17 protein-coding genes and 1 riboswitch are annotated in these 23049 nt (G+C 45.1%); of the genes, 6 read left to right on the top strand and 11 right to left on the bottom strand.

Going from position 1 to position 23049, the window contains the following annotated elements:
- Nucleotides 1-3 precede the first annotated feature (3 nt).
- Nucleotides 4-1401, top strand: coding sequence for a Na+/H+ antiporter NhaC (nhaC, locus tag GZ22_RS14175; RefSeq protein ID WP_038563830.1), 1398 nt, complete (start codon nucleotides 4-6; stop codon nucleotides 1399-1401).
- Nucleotides 1402-1443: 42 nt separating this feature from the next.
- Here the strand turns inward: nhaC and GZ22_RS14170 are convergent, their stop codons facing one another.
- From GZ22_RS14170 to GZ22_RS14150, 5 genes are all read right to left on the bottom strand, one after another.
- Nucleotides 1444-4995: a 5'-nucleotidase C-terminal domain-containing protein gene (locus GZ22_RS14170; protein ID WP_051748299.1), complete on the bottom strand. Its 3552-nt coding sequence runs from the start codon at nucleotides 4993-4995 to the stop codon at nucleotides 1444-1446.
- A gap of 179 nt (nucleotides 4996-5174) precedes the next feature.
- Nucleotides 5175-6575: an amidase gene (locus GZ22_RS14165; RefSeq protein ID WP_051748297.1), complete on the bottom strand. Its 1401-nt coding sequence runs from the start codon at nucleotides 6573-6575 to the stop codon at nucleotides 5175-5177.
- Nucleotides 6576-6637: 62 nt separating this feature from the next.
- Complete coding sequence (locus GZ22_RS14160; RefSeq protein ID WP_038563825.1) at nucleotides 6638-7960, bottom strand: Na+/H+ antiporter family protein; 1323 nt, start codon at nucleotides 7958-7960, stop codon at nucleotides 6638-6640.
- Between the two features lie 139 nt (nucleotides 7961-8099).
- A complete protein-coding gene (gene ade / locus GZ22_RS14155) occupies nucleotides 8100-9893 on the bottom strand; it encodes an adenine deaminase (RefSeq protein ID WP_425427779.1) in 1794 nt (597 codons plus the stop codon).
- A 189-nt stretch (nucleotides 9894-10082) separates the two neighbouring features.
- A complete protein-coding gene (locus tag GZ22_RS14150) occupies nucleotides 10083-11048 on the bottom strand; it encodes a ring-cleaving dioxygenase (protein WP_038566127.1) in 966 nt (321 codons plus the stop codon).
- A 119-nt stretch (nucleotides 11049-11167) separates the two neighbouring features.
- Between GZ22_RS14150 and GZ22_RS14145 the strand changes: the two genes are divergently transcribed.
- Nucleotides 11168-11716, top strand: coding sequence for a histidine phosphatase family protein (locus GZ22_RS14145; RefSeq protein WP_099046370.1), 549 nt, complete (start codon nucleotides 11168-11170; stop codon nucleotides 11714-11716).
- Between the two features lie 6 nt (nucleotides 11717-11722).
- Here GZ22_RS14145 and GZ22_RS14140 read toward each other — a convergent pair whose 3' ends face one another.
- Complete coding sequence (locus GZ22_RS14140) at nucleotides 11723-12232, bottom strand: GNAT family N-acetyltransferase (RefSeq protein WP_038563821.1); 510 nt, start codon at nucleotides 12230-12232, stop codon at nucleotides 11723-11725.
- 19 nt (nucleotides 12233-12251) lie between these two features.
- Nucleotides 12252-13004, bottom strand: a complete 753-nt coding sequence (locus GZ22_RS14135; protein ID WP_038563818.1) for a 2OG-Fe dioxygenase family protein — start codon at nucleotides 13002-13004, stop codon at nucleotides 12252-12254.
- 107 nt (nucleotides 13005-13111) lie between these two features.
- Here GZ22_RS14135 and GZ22_RS14130 point away from each other — a divergent pair, with 107 nt between their 5' ends.
- The gene (locus GZ22_RS14130; protein ID WP_051748295.1) at nucleotides 13112-13618 is read left to right on the top strand and encodes a C40 family peptidase; all 507 of its coding nucleotides are present in this window, start codon (nucleotides 13112-13114) and stop codon (nucleotides 13616-13618) included.
- A 54-nt stretch (nucleotides 13619-13672) separates the two neighbouring features.
- The gene (locus GZ22_RS14125; RefSeq protein WP_038563815.1) at nucleotides 13673-14902 is read left to right on the top strand and encodes an aminopeptidase; all 1230 of its coding nucleotides are present in this window, start codon (nucleotides 13673-13675) and stop codon (nucleotides 14900-14902) included.
- Nucleotides 14903-14940: 38 nt separating this feature from the next.
- Here GZ22_RS14125 and GZ22_RS14120 read toward each other — a convergent pair whose 3' ends face one another.
- From GZ22_RS14120 to GZ22_RS14110, 3 genes are all read right to left on the bottom strand, one after another.
- Nucleotides 14941-15531: an NUDIX hydrolase gene (locus tag GZ22_RS14120; RefSeq protein WP_038563813.1), complete on the bottom strand. Its 591-nt coding sequence runs from the start codon at nucleotides 15529-15531 to the stop codon at nucleotides 14941-14943.
- A gap of 74 nt (nucleotides 15532-15605) precedes the next feature.
- Nucleotides 15606-16625: an LLM class flavin-dependent oxidoreductase gene (locus GZ22_RS14115; protein WP_038563811.1), complete on the bottom strand. Its 1020-nt coding sequence runs from the start codon at nucleotides 16623-16625 to the stop codon at nucleotides 15606-15608.
- Nucleotides 16626-16728: 103 nt separating this feature from the next.
- A riboswitch (SAM riboswitch) is annotated at nucleotides 16729-16840 on the bottom strand.
- A gap of 63 nt (nucleotides 16841-16903) precedes the next feature.
- On the bottom strand, nucleotides 16904-17902 hold the full coding sequence (locus GZ22_RS14110; protein ID WP_038563808.1) for an LLM class flavin-dependent oxidoreductase: 999 nt from the start codon (nucleotides 17900-17902) through the stop codon (nucleotides 16904-16906).
- A 103-nt stretch (nucleotides 17903-18005) separates the two neighbouring features.
- On the opposite strand from GZ22_RS14110, the gene GZ22_RS14105 reads away from it, so the two are divergent.
- A complete protein-coding gene (locus tag GZ22_RS14105; RefSeq protein ID WP_038563806.1) occupies nucleotides 18006-18866 on the top strand; it encodes an NAD(P)-dependent oxidoreductase in 861 nt (286 codons plus the stop codon).
- A gap of 306 nt (nucleotides 18867-19172) precedes the next feature.
- Nucleotides 19173-20606, top strand: a complete 1434-nt coding sequence (locus GZ22_RS14100; protein ID WP_038563803.1) for an anion permease — start codon at nucleotides 19173-19175, stop codon at nucleotides 20604-20606.
- Between the two features lie 38 nt (nucleotides 20607-20644).
- Here GZ22_RS14100 and helD read toward each other — a convergent pair whose 3' ends face one another.
- Nucleotides 20645-22957: an RNA polymerase recycling motor HelD gene (helD, locus tag GZ22_RS14095; protein ID WP_038563800.1), complete on the bottom strand. Its 2313-nt coding sequence runs from the start codon at nucleotides 22955-22957 to the stop codon at nucleotides 20645-20647.
- Between the last annotated feature and the right edge of the window lie 92 nt (nucleotides 22958-23049).

Raw genomic sequence — 23049 nt, 5'->3', positions numbered from 1 at the left:
GGCTTGAAAGAAGCAAGATTACCAACAATTACGGAAATTATCATCATACTAGGGATCTTTCTAGCGCTTGTATTATCATTCACAGTTTACCTTGATTTGCCGATCCAGCTGGCAATTTTCATTTCATGGTTTGTTGTCATTATACTTGGCATACGACTTGGTCACCGGTATCAGGATTTGCAGAAATCGATTATGGGCGGTATATCGAACGGGTTGGAAGCTATCCTTATTCTCGTTGCCGTTGGAGCATTGATTGGTTCATGGATCGCTGGAGGTGTTGTACCGACATTAATATACTATGGTCTTGAATTCATACACCCTAGTATCTTCCTGCTTGCCACCTTGATTATCTGTTCCATTATGTCTGTTGCTACAGGTACTTCCTGGGGAACAGCAGGTACAGCTGGTATCGCAATGATGGCGATTGGTGAAGGGCTGGGTATGCCGCTGCCGCTTGTTGCTGGGGCTGTTTTATCGGGTTCTTATTTTGGAGACAAGCTCTCTCCGTTATCAGATAGTACGGTGCTTGCATCCTCTCTATCTGACGTAGACGTACTTGAACACGTTCGAGCTATGCTCTTTCTTTCCGTTCCAGCGTTCGTTATTACTGCCATATTGTTCACTGGAGCCGGATTTATCTATGGTGGAGATGACATTGATCAAGCAAGGGTGGATTCGTTGAAGACTGCTTTGCTTGATAACTTTGATATAAGCATCATCATGCTTGTTCCAGCAGTAATCGTTCTTGTACTGCTAGCAATGAAAAAGCCATCCTTACCTGTTATTGCAATAGGTGCGTTGTTTGGTGCCATCTGGGCAGCTGTATTCCAGGGTATGAATTTTGCCGAAGCACTAGGGACTGCATACAGCGGTTTTTCCATTGATACAGGTGTGTCATTCATTGATGGCATTTTGAACCGTGGTGGCGTATTGGGGATGCTCGATACATTGATGGTTATTATCTTCGGTCTTGGTTTCGGTGGGCTGCTTGAAAAATTAGGTGCACTGCAAGTCATCGTTTCTACTTTCGAAAGGAAGCTAGTATCGGCAGGCAATACGACTGTCGCAACCCTCATCGTCGCGTTTCTTGGTAATGTCCTTGGCTGTGCGATGTACGTTTCGTTGATACTGACTCCTAAAATGATGGTTAAGACGTACGACAAGCTTCAACTGGACCGTCGGGTTCTTTCCCGTAACACAGAAGTTGGCGGTACGCTTACTTCAGGTATGGTGCCTTGGTCTGATAATGGTATCTACATGGCCGGTATTCTAGGCGTTTCCACTTTCGCCTATCTGCCTTTCATGTGGCTGAGTTTTGTAGCTATCGCACTGGCTATCATCTACGGTTACACCGGAAAGTTCATTTGGTACAAAAAAGAAACAACAGCAACTCAAAGCTAAAAAAACACCTTCAAGCAACTATAGCTTGAAGGTGTTTTTGCATTACCAGCGCCAAAACAGGTTCTTCACCCAATTCCACACAGTACCGATAATATCTTTGACTATGTCTATAATTGGATGATTTGGCTTATCATCTTCATCCGGCTGATCAGGATCAATCGGTGGTTCTTCCGGATCTACTGGCGGCTCCTCTGGATCTGTCGGAGGCTCAGTTGGTGTATCCCCGCTTACTTCGGAAATGCGGCCTTCTGCTTTATAGCTAATAGGCTCCATGTCGAAGCTGCGTACATATTCCACAGTTGCCTCCAGATCCTCTGGTCCCATTACAGGATTACGGCCGAGTTCGCTGATTGGACGATACTTATCTCCTAATGAGGTACCCATAAAGTTATTCACTGTCAGCGTGTATACTTTATCTTCATCAATAGGTGAACCATCGGGTAGCTTAATGTCCACAACCTGATTTGTTTCTCCATTCCATGTATACGTAAAGCCACTTATGCTGTAATCCGGACCGTAGGAAGTGATTTGAGCATTCAATATAGTCTCTAGATCAGCTCCATCAATTTCAAATGTCATGAGCGTATTATTGAAAGGCTGGATATTGAAAAGCTCACCCCAAGTGATGTCACCTTCCAATAAGTCATCCCTGATTCCTCCGCCATTCATCATAGCGAAATCACTATTCATTGCTTCATTCATCCCATCAGCAAGCAAGTTGCCAAGTGCATTATCGCCTATCTCACCTTTTACTGCATAACCGCCAGTCATCGTATTAGCTGCAACACCTACAACTTCGTTCATGATAGGTGCTACTTCTTCAGCATATTTAGCTAAAATAGCTCCGACTGTTGGATCTGGCGTGTAGGCGGCTTGATCTGCCCAGACGATTTCAGCTTGCTTGGATACGATATCGCCTGTTTCACGATCAATTTCCACATCTACATCAGAAAATGCTTTGCCATATTCGGATGCTTGAACAATAAGCTTATTATCTACAGTCGCATTAACAACAGCATGGTTATGGGCTGCGAAGATAATATCGACCTCGTCATCCACCGCGTTCGCTAAGTCAGCAGCATCACCTGTAGCGCTGTCTCCACTCTGCTCAGCTGGCATATGAGACAGAACAACAATAGCCTTTACGCCTTGTTCTTTCAGTTCTGCTGTCGCTTTGTTGACTGCTTCCACTTCATCCGTAATAGTAATGTCTTGAATTCCTTCTGGCATAACCATACCTAGTGATGCTGTTGTATTTACTCCGATAAATCCGATTTTTTCTCCGTCAACTTCCTTAATGCTGTAAGGAGGAAGAATCGTCTCACCGCTGTCTTTGTATACACAGTTAGCACAAAGAGTGTCAAAGTTGGTACCATCATAGCCAGGAGTCCCATTCGGGTGCTCCCCGCCTTCGACGATACGCAGAAGCTCATCTGTTCCTTCATCAAGTTCATGGTTGCCGATAGTACCGACATCAAAGCCCATTGCTTCCATAATTTCTATTGTCGGCTCATCCTGAAGCAGAGCTGATACAGGCGAACTGCCGCCGATCATATCTCCTGCATGCACTAGTAGACTATTTGGATTCTCTGCTTCACGCTGCTTTATAGCTGCAGCAGTATAATCCATACGTCCGAATGTACCATCCATTGTTCCATCTTCGTTCGTATCGAGCTCATATTGCTGATCAATCTTGCCGTGAAGGTCGTTCATACCAAGTAGCTGTACCGCCAGGTTATCTTCGTTTACAGGAGGCTCTGTACCATCTGCTGCCGTATAGCCTTCTGCAATGGCATCATCTTCTGTCCAGAAAAAGATACGCTTCTCTACCGGAATGGATTCCCATTCAGCTGGAACTACATATTCCTTTGTATCCGAGTTTCCAACATATTTATCCAGACCGCTGCCATCATAGCGGGCCCGGAATTCAAATGGCAGCTCCTCGAGCGGTGATTCAGGATTCCAAATACCTTTCTCCTGCTCTTTTGCATTCGCTACAGCTTGCTGATATGTGTCATATTCATCAGGATCACCAATTGGAGAGATGAAATAAGTTACTGCCAGTCCTTCTTTCACCAATTCCAGATTCATATTTTCGCCTTCATCTGTGATAACCTGAGCCAGCAGTCGTCCATAATTATCAGTAGGCTCTTCTCCCACTTTAAGGATAATTTCTTCGCCTGCAGATAGCTTAGACTTCAGATAATCAGACGCAGCTTTTCCATGATCCATTTGGTTTTGGTCTAATTCATTTTTGATTGCATGGAACGTCTCAGGTGTATCCGCATTTACAAAGCGAACACGATCAGATCCTAAAACAGGGTCTTGGAGACGGATTGTATCCCCGTCAGTGACAGATTCTACAACTGCTGTGTACGTCCCTTCTGTCTTAGGAGCTTCTGGCTGTTCTGCCGCCACCTGTATGTCCTCTTGCTTACGAGGCAGGATCTGATAGCTGTCGTATTGACTTAGGATACCGGTAACGGTGTACCACTTTCCTTTTTCAATAGTCGAAATATCCAAAGCAGATTCCATGATACGCAAAGTAACAGATTCATAGTTTTCGTTGATAAACTGAACATTGTAGCCGCCACCTGCTGGGCTATTAGGAATATCTTTGATATAGCCGGTCACCTGGACAAGCTCTCCTTCTGCTGGTTCGGCTGTTGTTTCATCTTGAAGCTGGCTAATCGTCATCTCTTCAGGTGAAGGTATATCATTACCAGCGGAAACGATAGTGATACCATCTTTTGCTGGTTCTATTTCGGTTAACCCTTTATAGCTCGTAATTTTCCCAGTAATGCGGATAAGGTCGCCTTCCTTGACGTCAGGAAACGCAGTTGCATCAGTATGATAGATATTGATACCAGCTGTCTCGTCTTGAAGGAATGTAGATAACTTCCCTCCGCCGATACGTGCATTATCCGCTGTAACAATTCCCTCTACTGTTACCGTTTCACCAGTCTTTCCTTTCACATCAGTGATTGGCTGAACTGTACCTGCTTCTGGCTCTTCTTCAGGATCCTCTCCAGGCTGCTCTTGTCCATGAGAGCCGAGTGTATCGAAAGCATCCTTTTCTGCTATTTCCCACTGCTCTGAAACGAAGACTGTGCTGCCTTCTGTTACATCAGCAGATCTGATGAGACCGATATCCTTGGCTGTGTCTTGATCATTCCCGATTTCGCCAACCACATCCAGAACGGCGCCATCCTGCTGGAGAGCGACTGCATCATTTCCATTAAAGTTAATGACACTCCCGTTCGTCTGATCCGCTGCTGCAAGCAATTCTTCACCAGCACGCGGGTTGGCAATCACATATGTATCACCAGATTCCAATGTTCCCGACAAGGTCAGTGAAGCAGTCGCTTCTGTATTACCATTGAAATATCCTGCCAACTCGAATTGACTAAGATCAATCGGCTCGTTTGTCGGATTATAAAGCTCAATCGCTTTATTATAAGAGCTTCCTTCTACGTATTCCGACAGAATTGGTGCCGCAGCACGTTCTGCAGCTTGTACAGAAGAGAAGCTCGGCAATATCCCAGAACAAATAAGTGTGACTATTGCAAAAACAGAAACAATCCTTTTGCCCATCTACATGATTCCCCCAAAATATTAGTAAGTTCGGCAAATACTGGCGAACTCCGTCATTTACCATACTAGCGGGAATCCCAATTTCCTGATATAGGAGGATAGACGTGATTCTGGTTAATTTTCTGTAAAGCAACCGGGATATTTGGCACAAAAAGAAAAAAGCAGCCGAAGCTGCTTTTTTAGCGGAGTGGATAGGCATCCATATAGGCTTTGGCTGCACGAAGCACTCGAGCATCCTGGAACCGGTTAGCAGCTAGCTGCATGCCAATCGGAAGACGTCCTTGTGAAAGGCCAGCTGGCAGTGAAGCCGCTGGAAGACCAGTCACATTATAAGCATGTGTCATCATCCAGTCTGCGTCTTCCTTCACTTGCTGTCCATCAATGATTGACGGACCTAATAAATGATAATCGAAGGCTGGAACCGCTAGAGTCGGCGACAGTACCAGATCGTAATCCTGCAGCACTGTCTGCGTCCTGTTCCATACTGTCGAGCGATTTCGTTCGTAAGCACGATAATCAGAGGCCATTAATGGCTTGCCCTTTTCAATCATATCGCGATAGGAATCGGACACCCATTCTGGATTGTTTTCAAGCAATGCAGCACTGCCTGCTGCTGAAGCCGCATACCACATGCTTGTGAAGAATCCATTAAACTCATGTCTATCCATATCAAAATTAAGATCTACTGTCTCAACGGACATTCCTAGCGCCCGCCAATTATCAAATGTTGCTTCAACAACTTTTCTGACTTCCGGGTCAACAGCATACATTCCGAAATCCGGTGTATAGGCGATACGCAAACCTTGGGCTTGTTCCTCTAAATAGGAAGAGCCGATATGACTGTCTAAAAGCGGCAAACTGAAAGGGTCTGTCGTAGACGGTCCCTGAACTGCCTCAAGGAAAAGCGCACTATCATCTGGATTATTCGATAGCGGTCCATGATTTACGAACGGAGAGCTTGATCCGAATACATTGCCAAGATTATTATCCATCGGAATACGGCCATACGTCGGCTTAAAACCGAATACGCCACACAAGCTAGCAGGAATACGAATGGAGCCTCCTCCATCACTCCCCTCTGCCAGCGGCACCATACCTGCAGCAACAGCGGCAGCAGCACCGCCGCTTGATCCGCCTGCTGTCTTAGAATGATCCCAAGGATTCACAGTTGCACCGAATACCATATTATCTGTCGTGCCTTTATGGCCGAATTCAGGCGTGTTCGTCTTGCCCATGATTAGAGCACCTGCTTGGCGTAGACGCTTGACGATCGTAGCGTCTCGATCAGCGATATGATCCTTATAAGCTGGCGAGCCAAAAGTAGTGCGCATCCCTTTTACCGGTGTAAGATCTTTGATTCCCACTGGAATACCATGCAGAATCCCTGTCTCTTCCCCGCGCATGACTGCTGCTTCTGCCTCTTTCGCTTCAGCTAGCAACTTATCATTCATGGTAACGAACGCATTAATCTCGCCATTTTTTCTCTCTGTTTGCTCCAAATAATAGGAAGCTACCTCAACAGGAGAGATTTCCTTATCTTTAATAGCTGTCACTAGTTCGCGTACTGTTTTGCCTTCCACTGTCATCGCCCCTTTTTATCCTCTACACGTATCATAACGCTAGCATGTCCAGCGTTCAACTGTCAGAGAATCATCGCTGCAATCCAGCCTAATGCGATTACAGGCAAGTTGTAGTGGAGGAATGTAGGAACGACAGTATCCCACATGTGGTCATGCTGTCCATCCGCATTCAGGCCCGATGTCGGTCCAAGTGTGCTGTCGGAAGCTGGTGAACCTGCGTCCCCAAGAGCACCTGCCGTACCAACTAGCGCAATGATAGCCATTGGACTGAATCCCAGCTCAATTGCCAAAGGAACGAAAATTGTAGCAATGACAGGTACTGTAGAGAAAGAAGACCCGATTCCCATTGTCACAAGTAAACCGACAATTAGCATCATCAAAGCACCTAATGCCTGACTGCCATGAATTGCCTCGGCTGCTGTTTTTACGAGAGATTCAATATCTCCGGTTGCGCCAATCACACTGGAGAATCCGGAAGCAGAAATCATAACGAAACCAATGAAAGCCATAAGACGCATTCCGTTGGTTAGGATTGTATCTGCTTCTTTCCATTTTAGTGTTCTTGTTATATAAAGCACGATAATACCTGCTAATGCTCCAAATACCATAGAATCTGTCCAAATTTGAACTGCTAACGCTGCTACAATAGATAAAATTGAAAAGATTAGGGTGGAACGTTTTAGTTTCTTTTCTTCTTTTACTTCATCTGGCACAGGCATCTCAATATTTTGGTACTGCCTTGGTTTTCTATAAGAAAACAGTGCAATAATCAAACCTACTACCATCCCTAGGGAAGGAATAAGCATCGCAGACGTAAGCTGATCTGGATCCACTTCCATACCGCTAGCTGTCATATTCGTTGCTACAATTTCATGGAATATCTGACCATAACCAGCTGGCAGCAGCATATATGGCGTTACTAGACCAAATGTCAGGATACTTGCCGTCAAACGACGGTCAATCTGCAAATCATTCATAATTGTCAATAACGGCGGAATCAATAAAGGAATGAATGCGATATGCACTGGAATGACATTCTGTGAAAAACAGGCCATGATCAAAATCATGATAAGAATAAGTGCACGCGTACGTTTCTTAGATTGCGCTGTGTCCTTCTTTCCGCTGAGGGAGATAATGCCTCTCACCATCGCTTCCGGAAGTCCTGTGCTCGCGATTGCAACGGCAAATCCGCCGAGCATCGCATAGCTTAAAGCAACATTCGCGCCTCCGCCTACACCATCTGTGAACGCTCCAAGCGTCCCTTCTATTCCAAGCCCACCGACTAAACCGCCGATAAGGGAGCCTAATATCAAAGAAAAAACGACATTGATTCGCAGTAAACTGAGAATCAACACTGCAAGAACTGCTATAACAACTGCGTTCACTTATAATTCCTCCATCACTTTATTATGGTAAAGTATTAAAGTACAATAACAGATGTTTCAACTTTTTGTCAATGAATTCGGGAGTAATCGGAATATTCGCGACATAAGAAAAACCAGCATTGCTGCTGGTTTCCTCTGATTAATCCGATATAACTACATCAATCAATTCGAATGTGGTGACATCTGCAAGACCTCGATTTGTTACGCGAATTTCTGGAATAACCGCCAAGGCAATCAGGGAGAATGTCATTATTGGATCTGTTATGCCGCACCCGAGGTTTTCCCAGGCTTTCACGAGATTACTCACTTGTTCAACAACTGTCTCCAACGGCTGATCTGACATCAGCCCGGCAATCGGCATCGGCAGTTCTGCTAAAACCTCGCCATTCCGTACCGCAACAAGCCCACCGCCGATTTCTGCCAAACGGTTTGCAGCAATGGCCATGTCTTCACGGTCCACACCCATGACAAGCAGATTATGACTATCATGCGCCACAGTCGATGCTACTGCTCCATGCTGGAACTGGAAGCCATGAACAAATACATTAGATATTTGTCCGGTTCCTTTATGCCGATCGATACACGCTAAATGGATGATGTCCTGTTTCTTATCGATCTGTACTGTCCCATCCTGCACCTGCAAGGTGGCTGTCATCTTCTCTGTCCGCGCGCTTCCTTCGATTGCTTTGACGACATTCACCAACACGTCCCCGTCTGGACGATCTGTACGGTGAAGGAAATCGTCGGCTTTCATTTCACGTCCTAGATGCACGGAATTTCGAACTGCATCCGGATACGTGTATGCAGGGAACGTTTGCTGCAGTTCTCCTTTTTCAAACAGAATGCTTCCGTCTGCGACAACAAGGGATGCTTCCATCTGCTGCAAATCTTCTATAATAAGCAAATCTGCGAATTTGCCGGCACTGATGCTGCCGATGTCATTTTCCATATGAAAATATCGAGCAGAGTTAATCGTAGCAAGTTGGATTGCTGTAACAGGATCAAGCCCTTCCTCTATCGCTCGTCGGACAACGTGATTCATATGTCCTTTTGTGATCAAAGTTTCCGGATAAACATCATCCGTCACTAACGAAATATTGCGTGTGTCCACATTATATTCCGTGATTACCTTGATAACTTCCTTCACGTCACGCCATGCTGATCCTTCACGAATCTGAACATGAAGACCTGCACGAAGTTTAGCCAACGCATCTTCTTTGGCGATTGTTTCATGATCGGATGTAACTCCTGCTGCTATGTATGCTTGCAGCGCATACGGGTCCTCCGAAGGGAAATGGCCAGTAACTGTCTTCCCAGCTTTGATCGTCTCAGCTAATTCGCCATGCATTTTGTTGTCTCCATGCACGACACCGGGGAAGTTCATCACTTCGCCTAGCCCTTGGACATTGTCCCACGTTAGTCCTTCTTTTATATCCGCAACAGTCAGACTTGCTCCGGCATCTTCCAAATCATCAGTTGCAGGTACACATGATGGGAATGTCGTATACACTTTCAATGGCAGCTGCTGCCCTTCTTCGTGCATGTAACGAACACCTTCAATACCGAATACGTTCGCAATCTCATGGGGATCCATGAATACCGTCGTCGTACCTTTTGCTAGTGCTGCCTTGGAGAATTCCGTCACGGAAAGCATCGTACTCTCCACATGCATATGGCCGTCGATAAGACCAGGTACGATGTGCTGTCCATTTGCTTCTATCACTTTTGTGTCCGGTCCTTCGTGTTCTTTCAATGCTTTACCGACTAATGCTATTCGATCACCAGAAACAACAACATCGGTATGCTCCAGCAGTTCTCCTGTGAATACGTTGACTAGCACACCATCTCGGATAATCAAATCAGCGGGACGCTTTCCTAATGCAACCTCACCTAATCGTTTTGCTGCTTCAAATAATTTCGTTCTTTTCCCCACTGTGTTCAACTCCTATTATCCTTATACGTTATGCCCATAAACGTGTAAAAAAATGCCCGACTCCATGTAAAGTAGCTCGGGAAAATCTCTTTCCTGTACGCATTTATTTCTATATATAGAATCATATATCAGCTATATGCGTCAACCCTGAAACCTAAAGAAACCGCCTTCAGAGGCGGTTTCCAGTTGTTATTTCTTTTTCGTATCAAGAGGTGTCAGTCTTGCTTCAATACTCTCCCGCTCACCTTCGAGAAACGGCGGAAGCGCTAACGTCTCACCTAAAGCACCCGGATCTTCATCCGTAGCGAATCCAGGTCCGTCTGTGGCAAGCTCAAACAAAATACCATTCGGCTCCCGGAAATAAAGGGATTGGAAGTAATAACGGTCTACCAGTCCAGAATTCGGCAAGTGAGCTGCATAAAGGATTTTCTTAGCCCGCTCTAATTCTTCTCTGTCTTTCACACGGAATGCTACATGGTGTACACTTCCGCGACCAGGACGCTCCCGCTGTAATCCAGGTACTACTTCTACCATTATTTCAGCGCCTGTACCACCTTGGCCAACTTCGTAGATATGCAAATTCGTTCCATCAGTCAGCTTGGCCTCCGTTTTTTTGCGGAAGCCCATTAATTCGAGCAAGACCCGCTCAGTCGGTGCAAGCTCTGGTACAGTCAGCTTGACTGGCCCAAGTCCAATGATGGCAAACTCCGCCGGAACATCGGTACCTTCCCAAGGAATACCTGCTGGTACACCTTCGTTCTGTTCATCAGAAACGAGCATAAGCCGCTGCTTTTCTGGATCTTCAAAGAACAGAACACTTCGTCCCTGCAGTTCAACTTCTTGTGACTCGATATCATGTTCTTTTAAACGTCCCGCCCAATAGTGGATTGCTTCATCTGATGCGACGCGCAAAGATGTGAGGGAAATGCTGTTATTCCCAGCATGCGTGCGGCCAGCACGGTGAATTTCAAAGAAGGTTAAATCCGTTCCCGGACTGCCAAGTTTGTCGGCATAGAAAAGGTGATACATTGATGTATCGTCCTGGTTGACTGTCTTTTTGACAAGGCGCATTCCCATTACTTTTGTATAAAAATCATAGTTATTCGCTGCGTTTGCTGTTATGGCTGAAACGTGGTGAATACCGTGAAGCTCCATCATCTGCTTCGCCCCCTAAACGTACAATTTATTAGTTACTTACAAAATGTAACTTAGTTCAAATAAAAATGCAAATACTCTCTTCCATTATTGATAGAATAAAGCAAAGGAGGGTAATTATGCTGACAACACTTTATGTTGTGCGTCATGCGCATACCATTTATACACCAGATGAGCAAAATCGAACATTATCTGAGAAAGGTTACAATGATGCCAAAATAGTTCAGACGCTATTAGCAGATGAAAAGATAGATACATATATCTCCAGCCCCTATCGGCGTGCTTGGGAAACGATCGTGAGTGATGCTTCTACTGCTATGTTGGATGAAAGACTGCGAGAACGGCAAGTTGCTGCTGATCCAGTTAAAGATTTTCAGGGTGTTATGGACCGTTTGTGGTCACAGGAGGAATATGCGTTTCCAGGTGGTGAATCCAATAAGAACGCTAGGGCAAGAGGGTTGACTGCCTTTCAAGATATACTTGCTTCTTATCCAGGTAAACGGATCGCCATTGGAACGCATGGAAATCTGATGGTACTGACAATGGGTCATTATGACAATCAATTCGATTATAATTTCTGGAAACAGCTGCCGATGCCTGCTATATGGAAGCTTACCTTTGATGGACAACAATACTTAAGAGCGGAGTCTGTATCCATAAAAAAATAGCGGACGTCATCTGTCCGCTATTTTCCATCCATATGCAATTTCAGGGTAAGAGACTCCATCAATCTGAAGATTATCCTCGGCGATTTTCTCTCCGCCTAGGCCTTCGTAAAAATGCTTAGCATCATTACCTACGAGCATCCAAGCAACAACGCCTGTCATCCCTTCGGCTATAAGTCGCTTCTCCAATGATTGCATTAGCAGCTTTCCGATCCCGCGCTTCATATAATCAGGATCAAGATAAATTGCGTATACCTCGCCATCATAATCAGGATGAACACTTTCCCGGCATCTGCCTCCGCTGATAAAGCCGACAATCGTATTCTCTGCTTCTGCTACAAGAAGTAAGGATCCGGATGCAAGCACCCTTTCAAATCGATTTGCTCTATCTTCCTGAGAAATAGCAGCCAAATAGTCAGTCGGTAATATATGCTTGTAGGAAGACTGCCAACTGAGCATACTGATCTCTCCGATTCTCTTACAATCAGCTTTTCCTGCTTCACGTATGGTTACTGTCATCCTGATCCCCCTTTTGGAATTAAGCTAATACAGTTGGCTGAAAATCAATCAAAAGAATAGCACGTACACCTGGACGATTCGCTTCACCTTTTTTGATTGGGCTAACGTAATGGCTGACTGCCTCATCATGCACCCCGTAGGATTCCAACGGCTTATGGATTTCAAAGCTTTCATGGAATTGACTGGAGTCTGCATCTTTCGGCAGCTTTCCTGCACAAGCAGGAGTCGCAATGATGTTAAGACCTCCAACAACGTTATCGCGCTTAACAAGATGAGCAAATGTAAATGGCTCGCCATCTTGATGAATCAGGTTCGGGGAAGATACACCCTCTTGTCCATCTTCTGTCACTTCCAGCTTTACGAAATGAACGCCTGCGTGAACCGGCAAAATCAAATCCTCTTTACGCCAGAAAGTTTCGTGATAATCGTGCATGATGATTTTCTGCAATAATTTGTTTTCTAGGATATGATCCGGAAGGGATGGGAATTCACGGTAAGAATCAACGTACTCCGGATTAAAGCGCCCTTGGAAATACTGGGCCATACTTTCGTTTTCCCGTTCGATACCCGGCAACCATTCCAAACGGTCATCTTTGTCGAAGATGATTGCGCGTGAATAGCGGCGGTAACGATTCAGATCCAACGCATAGCTGTCTGCCGGCAGTGTATCGAAAACAGCCTGAATTTCAGCTAAATCCTGTTCCATCCCCTCATATGCTAGATCCTTTTGTAAATCATATATGCTGTACCCTTGTTTCTCTAATGCGTTCATGCTTAAACCTCCACAAATCTTTAATCTTTCTCTATCATAATACATGCAGAGATAAAGGAACATGCTTTCGTTTGCGATTTTGTGACATTTGAACAGGAGTGACCCTTATGAGAAAATCCAAAGCAGAATTTGAAAAGCTCTTTCAGACAGCTTCCACTATTCAAAAGCTGCTGCAAGCCGGTGATGTACTATACAGCTCGATTGGTCCTTCCACCTACTTCTTCAGTCATGCCGGTATCGTCGGAAATGATGGACAAATCTTTCACGCGCATCCATCTGGCGGTATTACCGAATCATTGACCGCGTATCTATCTCGTCATCGTCATGGCGGTTCAATCACGCTGCTCCGGCCAAAAATTGATCCGTCTGGTGCAGCAGAGTGGGCTGAACGTTCCATCAGCTTAATGAAAGGATACCGTTTCAGCCGCGCCTTAGCAGACCCTGCTTGGAATTATTGTACCAAGTTTGTCTGGCAGGCATTTTGGAGCGGCGCTAGCACAGATTTGACCAGTGCTCGGAAACAGCTATCCAGACGCTGGATCTTCCCGCACCATATCAAGCAATCGACCCATTTTGAGCCAATCGCAAAATTCTCGCTCGAGTATCGTCTCTAGTCATAATTTTCTGGTAAAATGATGAAGATAGTATGATTAAAGGGGGATTTTGACATGCAATTCGAACAGAAATTAGAGAAATATGCCGAGCTGCTGCTGCATATCGGCTTGAATGTAAAACAAGGACAGGATTTGATGATTGTAGCTGATCTAGCTGCTGCTCCTTTTACAAAGGTGGTAGCTCAAAAAGCATATGAAGCTGGCTTACGGGATGTTATTGTCGATTATCAGGATGATAACATTACAAAAGCAAAAGTGAAGCTTGCAAAAGAAGATGATTTGGATTACTTCACTCCATTCCGCGGCCGTGTGTATGAAGAACTAGCAGCAGCGGACACAGCTTTCCTTGAGCTCAAAACACCGAATCCATCTCTATTTGAGGGCATTGATTCTGCTAGAGTTGCACGTTACACGAAAGCTATGGGCGCTGCCAGACAAGGCTATCAAGCTCATAAAACGAATGGCCGTGTAAACTGGCTGATTGCCTCGGTCCCAACTGTAGAATGGGCAGAATCTGTTTTCCCTGACTCAAAAGGTCAGGCAGCTATCGATAAGCTATGGGACGCTATCTTCTTTACGACTCGCTCTGATCAGGAAAATACAGTCGAGCTGTGGGAACAGCATGTTGCAGCTATGAAAAAGAATGCTGACCATTTAAATGCACGTGATTATCGCAAGTTGCATTATACGGGTCCTGGAACTGATTTAACGATTGAACTGCATCCTGATTCCTTCTGGACTTGTGCCGAATTTATGAAAGAAGATGGCTCTACATATATCCCTAATCTTCCTACAGAAGAAGTATTTACTATTCCTGTAAAGACAGGAGTAAATGGAACAGTTAGCAGCACGAAGCCATTGAATTATGCAGGTACTTTGCTTGAGAACTTCTCTCTTACCTTCGAGAATGGGAAAGTGGTAGACTTCACAGCGGAAAAGGGCTATGAAACATTGAAGAACTTGCTAGAAACTGACGAAGGGGCACAATTCCTTGGAGAAGTTGCGCTAGTACCGCACCAATCACCCATTTCACAGTCTGGAATTGTGTTCAACAATACATTATTCGACGAGAATGCTTCCTGTCATTTGGCTCTTGGACAAGCAATTGGCATGTGCGTGAAGGATGCTCGCAATAAATCAAAAGAAGAATTGATGGAAATCGGCTTTAACTACAGTCTGACGCATGTCGATTTCATGGTTGGTTCCGGGGAATTATCCATCACAGGCGAAACGCCAGATGGAACAACGGAAGCCATCTTCGTAAATGGTAACTGGGCTTTTTAAGGACACAGAAAAGGAGCAGCATTACGCTGCTCCTTTTACTATGTACGGCAAATCATGAGTACTTCTCGGTAATAAACAAGCTGATGAGGACAAAGTGCTTCGTGGGCTACCTCGATTCGCTGACGTGGTGCTCCCGCAACAATATCCGCTTCTACGCTTGCCGCTTTTCCCTCGACAAGCTTTTCCAGATCATTTACACGCATTCGTACGATTTGTTCCACTTCTTCGTTTAAAAGGATATCCGGCAGTTCCTCTAGATAGTAGAAGAATTGGTGACAGAACTCCCGATCAATTAAATTTTTAGCGAATAATTCTTCTTGAATGATTCCTTTATAAAAAAGATCGCTCTCTTGAAGCGTAACACCTAATTCTTCCTGCACTTCACGTAAGCCTCCGACCACAGGCGTTTCGCCGCTTTCCAGATGACCAGCTGCGGTAATGTCGTATTTCCCGGGAAATTCGCTTTTATTGAAAGAACGCTGCTGTAGATAAATGTATAGTTCTGTACCATCATGTTCCACGAACCAGCAATGAAAAGTCTCATGCCAGTCTCCATCACGATGGACTTCCTCTCTTTCTTTCACCCCAAGCTCCCGATGCTGCTCATCGAAAATCGTCAATAGCTCCATGTTTTGCCCCCATACTTATTCCTTTTTTACTAATGTAAGCGATATCTTCAGGCTTGTCTACCGTATATTTCCAATCAGATAGAGTTATCGCGCATTTCCTCGACTAGTGGCATGATTTCGTTTGCGAATCGTACCATCTCCTGCATATGCGGTGAAAATTGTAAAAGCAGAAGGCTCACACCAGCGTGTTCGTATGCAAGTATCCGCTGGGCAATTTGTAACGGGGTACCAACCAAATGCGGCCGCAGCCCTCTCGCAGAAACTGCATCGTCACTAATCTTGCTTTTTTGTGCCAGCTCTTCCTCTGTTACATATGATTCGTAATCTCCGCCGGTAATTCTTTCCCATTCCTGGTAAGCTTCTTCCTCCGTTTCACGGCAAATAACATATGCTGTCATGCCGAATTCGGTAAATGGAGATTTTCCGGCTGTTTCACGGCGGATCTGCATATCAGCGATCATACTGGCCACTTCTTGTACGGTGCCGCCCTTCATGACATATGCATCACATGTCTCGGCAATAGTCTGCCGCAAATAATCGCTTTCTCCACCAGCATATAACGGCGAAATCTCTTTGCTTTTGCCTGCCGGTAAATAATCGACATGGTTTACTTGATAGTACAAGCCATCATATGTGTAACTGCTAGCTGTCCAAACTCCGCGCAGCACTTCAAAGAATTCCTCTGTCTGCATATAGAAATCCTCTGATCCCGCAACATCACCATCTAGGCGTTTTTGCTCCTCTTCGCGCAGGAAAGAAACGACCGCTAGTGAAAAACGGCTGTTACTAATTTGATCAATCATTACTGCCTGTCTCGCTGCTTCTACAGGCTGATCGATGCTTGGCCGGACTGCTGCCATGATGTGCAATTTATCGGTTGCCTCTGCAATAGCGCCAGCGGCTTCCCAAAAGTTCAGCTGCTGATCAGCATTTTTTCCTTGGTATAGGTAGGTGTCAGGCAAGAAGACCGCATCAAAACCTAAGTTCTCAGCCGTATGCGCAGTTTTCTGCACATCTGACAGGCTTAGCGGTCCTCCATCCTCCACATGACGCAGCCAGCTGCTAGAAACTGGCTGCCAGTATGCATATTTCATTGTTATTACTCCTTTTGCACATAGGAAATCCCACCGAACGACACATCGATTCTACTAAAAAAGCTTCTTCGATGAGAAGAAGCTCTGTATTGCAGCCGTCGTCATCTTATCACGCAGCTTTTGCTGCAGGTCGTAGCACCTTCCTGCAGGACTGCCCTCCTGCAGTGGGTTGCCGGGCTTCATCGGGCCTTTCCCTCCACCACTCGTTATAAGATTTCTTATGAATTGTACTTCCTACTATACCAGATTAGCAGTGTCTGATTCAAACAGAATAACTGCTATGCCCGATGCTTATATGCCTCCATCAAAAGACGAAACCCATTCTGTCTTGCTTTCTCTTCATAAACTGGACTGGTGAGCATGAACTCAACATCCCCGTCGTAGTAGTCTTCCAGCTCTGCAAGCTGCTGCAGCACCTCAGTTGGCGTCCCGATTACCATGGTTGGGCGGTTGTCCTCAAGAAGTTCCTTCTCATAAGGAGACATTTTATACTCTGCTGCTTTATCCGGACGCAGCATTCCTTTGACTGGTCTGCCCTGTTGCTGAAGCAGTGATGCAACCTCATGGCTTTTGGCCAAAGCTTCTGCGTCTTCTGTTGTCTCGGCACAGAATAAAAACAGACTTACCATCGTTTGCGGCTGCTGATTCCCGAACCGGAAGGCTTTCTTGTACACATCCAGCACCGCTGCATCCTTATCACCGCGTATGAATTGGGCAAAAGCAAACCCGATTCCATGATATGCAGCAAGACCCGAACTGCCAGCACTGCCGCCAAGCAGCCAGACAGACGGAGCAGTGTTGATGTTTGGCATTGCCGCCAAGTCTCCGAACCGATGCTTTTCTTCTTCTCTTATACCCAAATAATGAAGCAAATCACGTATTTGCCGATCATACCAATCCTCCGGCACAGCCTTATGCTCTTGCAGCGCCCTTTTTGCCGCTGGCATCCCACCAGGGGCACGTCCGATGCCAAGATCAATTCTCCCTGGATGAAGTGCTTCGAGCAATCTTGCATTTTCAGCTACTTTATAGGCACTATAATGAGACAGCATAACACCGCCTGATCCGATCCGGATACGAGATGTCTTAGCAGCAAGATGTGCCATTAGAAGTTCGGGACTGCTATGCGCCAGGCTGCCAGCATGATGTTCAGATACCCATAAACGCGTATAGCCAAGCTGATCAGCGAGCTCCGCCAGCCGCACTGTTTCTTCCAATGCTTCTGTCGCATTGCCGTCTTCTTTAATTCGGGATTGATCCAATATACTAAGCTTCATTCTATCCACTCCTTCTTTGTATCATATCCTGTGCGAAAGACTTTTAAAAACAATCCGTTTTTCTGTATGCTAGAATTGACTGAATAAAAAGGATGGTGCTCATATGATCGGATTCATCGGATTAGGAATCATGGGACAAAACATGGCAGCAAATCTGCTCGAAAAGGGCGAACAATTAGTAGTTTATAATCGCACAAAAGAAAAAGCACAAACACTGTTGGACAAAGGTGCTGTTTGGGCAGAATCTCCTCAGAAAGTCGGAGAACAAGCAGATATCGTATTTACGATGCTGACAGATCCAGCTGCTGTCAAAGCAGTTGCTTCTGGAGAAGATGGCCTTTTCAGCGGCATGAAGGAAAATAGTCTATGGGTGGATGTCAGCACTGTTAAACCTGCGTTCACAAAAGAAATGGCTGAAGCTGCACGTGCGCATCATATTCGTTTTGTTGATGCACCCGTATCAGGTTCAAAGGCACCAGCTCAGCAAGGTAAACTGCATTTTCTAGTTGGCGGAGACGAACAAGATGTTAAAGAAATTACCCCGCTTCTTGAAAAAATGGGACAAAGCATCCAGCACATGGGCGTCAATGGTAATGGCTCATCTACTAAACTGGCAGTGAACATGCTGCTTGTTCAGTCCCTGACTGGACTATCTGAAGCAATCAGCTTCGGGGAAGCAGTCGGTCTTGATCGGGAGCATTTAATGGATGTATTGCTCGCTCTACCAGTGACGAGTGATATCCAAGCTGGTAAACGAGATACGATTCTGCAGCAGAACTTTGATCCGCAATTCCCTCTGGAGCATGCATACAAAGACTTGCAGCAGATTTCCGAAACAGCTTATGAAGCAGGCGCTCCTCTTCCAATGACAAACAGCGTTAAAGAACTGTATGCATTAGCGAAAAAGAATGGCTATGGCAAACAGGATGTCGCTGCTGTTTACGCTCTTTTAGCAAGAGATTGACAAATATTAGACACAGAATCCGAATTTTTTCGGATTCTTTTTTTATTCTCATTTATTTTTTTTAATTAACATTGGCATATTAAAAATATGTACAGGGTATGTAGCTCTGAGATACTTAATTTGTGTGAAGTAATTTTTTTGCTTATTTTCACCAAATTATAATCATTATCATCTGTTTGATTTATTAAATTTTTTTAATCAGCTTTAAACAAGCACTGTATCGACAGAACACTTTCATATCAATATTTTTGTGCTAAGATAATTATGGTTTTATTAATTTAATTACTTTCAAAAGGAGTCTTCATCATGGCTGATTCATCTAACAAACCAAAACGGGAGGTCAAATGGATTCCGCTTCTGATCACAGTATTGATCGGGGTAATTCTTTGGTTCATCCCTTCACCAGATGGTGTTAAAGCAGAAGCCTGGCATTTATTTGCCATCTTCGTCGCTACGATCATCGGTCTGATTATTAAACCGATGCCCATGGGCAGTGTAGCTATCCTTTCGTTGACGGCTATCGTTCTGACAAAGACACTCGGTCTAGAGGAAGCGCTGAGTGGATTCTCAAACAGTACAATCTGGCTCATCGTTATTGCATTCTTTATTTCCAGAGGTTTCATCAAAACTGGTCTCGGATCCAGAATTGCCTATTTGTTCGTACGTCTATTCGGTAAAAAGACTTTAGGATTATCTTACTCCTTAATCGGGAGTGACTTAATTTTGTCACCGGCTATGCCATCTAATACAGCTCGTGCAGGCGGGATCATCTTCCCGATCATCCAGTCATTATCGAACTCTTATGGTTCTAAAAGCGGTGACGGCACGGAGCGCAAAATCGGTTCCTTCCTGACTTTTGCATCCTACCAGGGAAATGGCATAACTTCCGCGATGTTCCTGACTGCCATGGCAGCAAACCCATTGGCAGCTAGTGCCGCCGAAAGCGTTACTGGACAATCCATCTCATGGGGAAGCTGGATTCTTGCTTCCATTGTGCCCGGTATCATTAGTTTAATTATTATTCCTTTCGTCATCTTTAAGCTGTATCCTCCTGAAATCAAGGAGACACCGAAGGCTACTGAAATGGCAACGGAGAAATTACAAAGCATGGGTAAACTGAAGCGTTCTGAATGGTATATGATCGGCGTATTCCTGCTTCTCCTTGTATTGTGGATCTTCGGCGAAAGCTTTGGAATCGGCTCTACGACTGCAGCATTCATCGGACTTGTCGTTCTACTGCTGACAGAGGTATTAACTTGGTCTGATATCAAACAAGAACAAGGTGCATGGGATACACTCGTATGGTTCGCTGTCCTTGTCATGATGGCCAACTACTTGAACGAACTTGGTCTTGTTCCTTGGTTCAGTGACATTATGGGGAATGTCGTAAGCACACTTTCCTGGCCTGTCGCATTGCTTATCTTAGCGATTGTATACTTCTACTCCCATTATTTCTTTGCGAGTAACACAGCGCATGTGAGTGCTATGTATGCAGCCTTCCTTTCAGTAGTTGTAGCAGCTGGTGCACCTCCATTATTGTCAGCCCTACTGTTAGCTTTCTTCAGTAACTTGTTCGGCTGTTTGACACACTATGGCAGCGGTCCTGCTCCGGTATTCTTTGGCGCAGGCTTCGTCACCCAGCAAAAATGGTGGGGACTTGGCTTCCTCATCTCGATCATCCATCTTATCGTCTGGATCGGTATTGGCGGACTTTGGTGGAAACTGATCGGTCTATGGTAAATTAAAAAAACAGGAATCCGTCGTGGATTCCTGTTTTTTTAATAACTTTTATAGGTATTATCTGCAGCTGCTTCAATAAACGGGCTCAAATTACCGACACTGTACATATGCAATTCATGCATCGCACGTGTACATGCTGTATAAAGCAAGGTGCGCTCCGATTCATGGCCATACGCCTCATCAGAAACATCGTACAGTATAACCGCATCGAATTCGATACCTTTGGCCAAATAAGCTGGGATAACCGATAAACCTTTTTTGTATTGGGAAGTCGTCTCTGTAATCAGATCAGCTTCCATTTCTTCCTTGATCCAGTCATGTGCTACTTTGCTCTCTTTGCTTGTCTTAGCGATAACAGCAATTGTTTCATAGCCTGATTCCTGCAAAGAGCGGATTTTCTCCAGGACTAGTCGGCGTCTTTCCGTATCATCACTCGCTTTGGTCAGCGTCGGCAAATCTCCATCCCGGTTGAATGGCTGAATTTGCTTAGCGTGATCCAGGAGCTCCTTCGTGAAGTCGACTATCTGTCTTGTCGAACGATAGCTGCGCCAAAGCTCGATTCGATGACTGTCGGCTGTATTACCAGAGAGTACGTTTTCCCCAGTCAGAGCATGCGCCTGTATCGCTTGGTTGATATCACCAAGCAATGTCATTCTTGCATTAGGGAAGGCCTGCTGTAAATAAGCGAATTGGAAAGCAGAATAATCCTGCGCTTCATCAATAAGCACATACCGAATTGTTTTATCTGAACGATCACCAAGTACCTTATCACGGAAATAGACAAATGGCGTTACATCTTCCCAATTCATGTACTTGCGAATGAGATTTTGCTTAGTTGTTTCATAAAGTTCCGTCCATGATGCTGGCATTTCCGGTCGTCTTTCGGCTGTCAGCATACGCAGGTAAGACTTTTTCACATTGATGAAGGCATGCTTGCGCACTTTCTTAATCAACGGGCGAAGCTTCCGTTCGACAACCCACTTGCGAAGAATCTCTTCTTCTTGTTTGTTTTCCTCAAAGTCATCCGTTTCTGTGCGGTCTTTCTTTTGAAGCTCGGAAAAGGCTTGGACATAGTCTTCCTTCTCCATCAGCTCTACTTCTTCCCGCACCCAATCTTTCCTTGTTTCCCACTCACCCCAAAGCTGCAGCTTTTCTACGATCCAAGCTGCCGTCAGCTCTGCTCGATTTGAGATAGGTAAAGTATTGGATAGACTATAGAAATAGGACTGAATTTCCTGTTTGCTCACGATACGCTGTTTACGGAAGCTGACATCTTTGAAGATAAGCCCAGCTTGCTTGAATTCATCCAGCTTGTCATCGATATACCGTTTAAAATCAAGACTTGCTTTATATTGAATCCCAGCCAACCGCTGCTCTTTTTCCTCTCCGGAAGCAAGCAGCATATATTCCATTTGTTCGAATGGTGTCTCGATTGTCTCTCTGCCTTCCAGCTGAGCATCCATATGAGCATAAAAAGTGGCTTGCTTCATATTATCTTCGCCAAGCTCTGGCAACACATTGGAGACATAGCTATTGAACAGCGGGTTCGGCGACAACAGTACAATATTCTCAGCTGTGATGCGGTCACGATAATGATAAAGCAAGTATGCCACACGCTGCAGTGCAGCCGATGTTTTTCCGCTGCCTGCCGCTCCTTGTACAATGAGATTAGCTGCTGACTCATTGCGGATGATCTGATTCTGCTCCTTCTGAATCGTAGCTACGATACTTTTCATCTCTGTACTGGCATTACCGCCTAGCACGTACTGCAGCAGGCTATCGCCGATCGTCACTCCAGTATCGAACAAAGCTTCAAGCTTTCCGTTACGGATGATGAACTGGCGTTTAAGTGTCATATCTCCTTGTATTTTACCTTCAATCGTTTCATACGAAGCACCGCCAGGCGAGAAGTCATAGTACATGCTAGAGATTGGCGCACGCCAATCATAGATAAGGAAATCCTCTTCTTTCTCATCCATCAGACTCGCTAGGCCGACATATATTTCTTCGTCGCTCTCAGCACCCTCTTCCCTGAAATCGATACGACCAAAGTAAGGGTTGCGCTGCAGCCGATCCAGCGTCTTCACTTCATTGTGAATCTGCTGATGTGTCCGCTCTCGTTCACCTAGAAGCTCTGCTTGCTGCTTCAAGCTAGCCTGTGTTTCATTCACATCATCCGCTTCATCCAGGTTTACCGTTACATCCTCCCAGAAGTTCTTACGCAGATCGATGACTTTTTCCCGCAGACCTTGTATCAAACCTGCTGTTTTTTCCCGTTTCTTTTCGATCGTCTCTTGGACGCTGGCCACACGGGCTTGTTCGTCCTTCAAATCCTTTTCATCTTCTGTCATAGCGGCGTCCCTCCAAAACAATTGACATTTATATATAAATAATGTATAATTTTAAATGGTTTGCTAAATTATGTTATATTAGCAGAACATCC

This window comes from Terribacillus saccharophilus (assembly GCF_000725365.1).
Lineage (GTDB): Bacteria > Bacillota > Bacilli > Bacillales > Amphibacillaceae > Terribacillus > Terribacillus saccharophilus.
The sequence above is the reverse complement of the archived record's forward strand: the minus strand, read 5'-3'. Positions and strand labels throughout refer to the sequence as shown.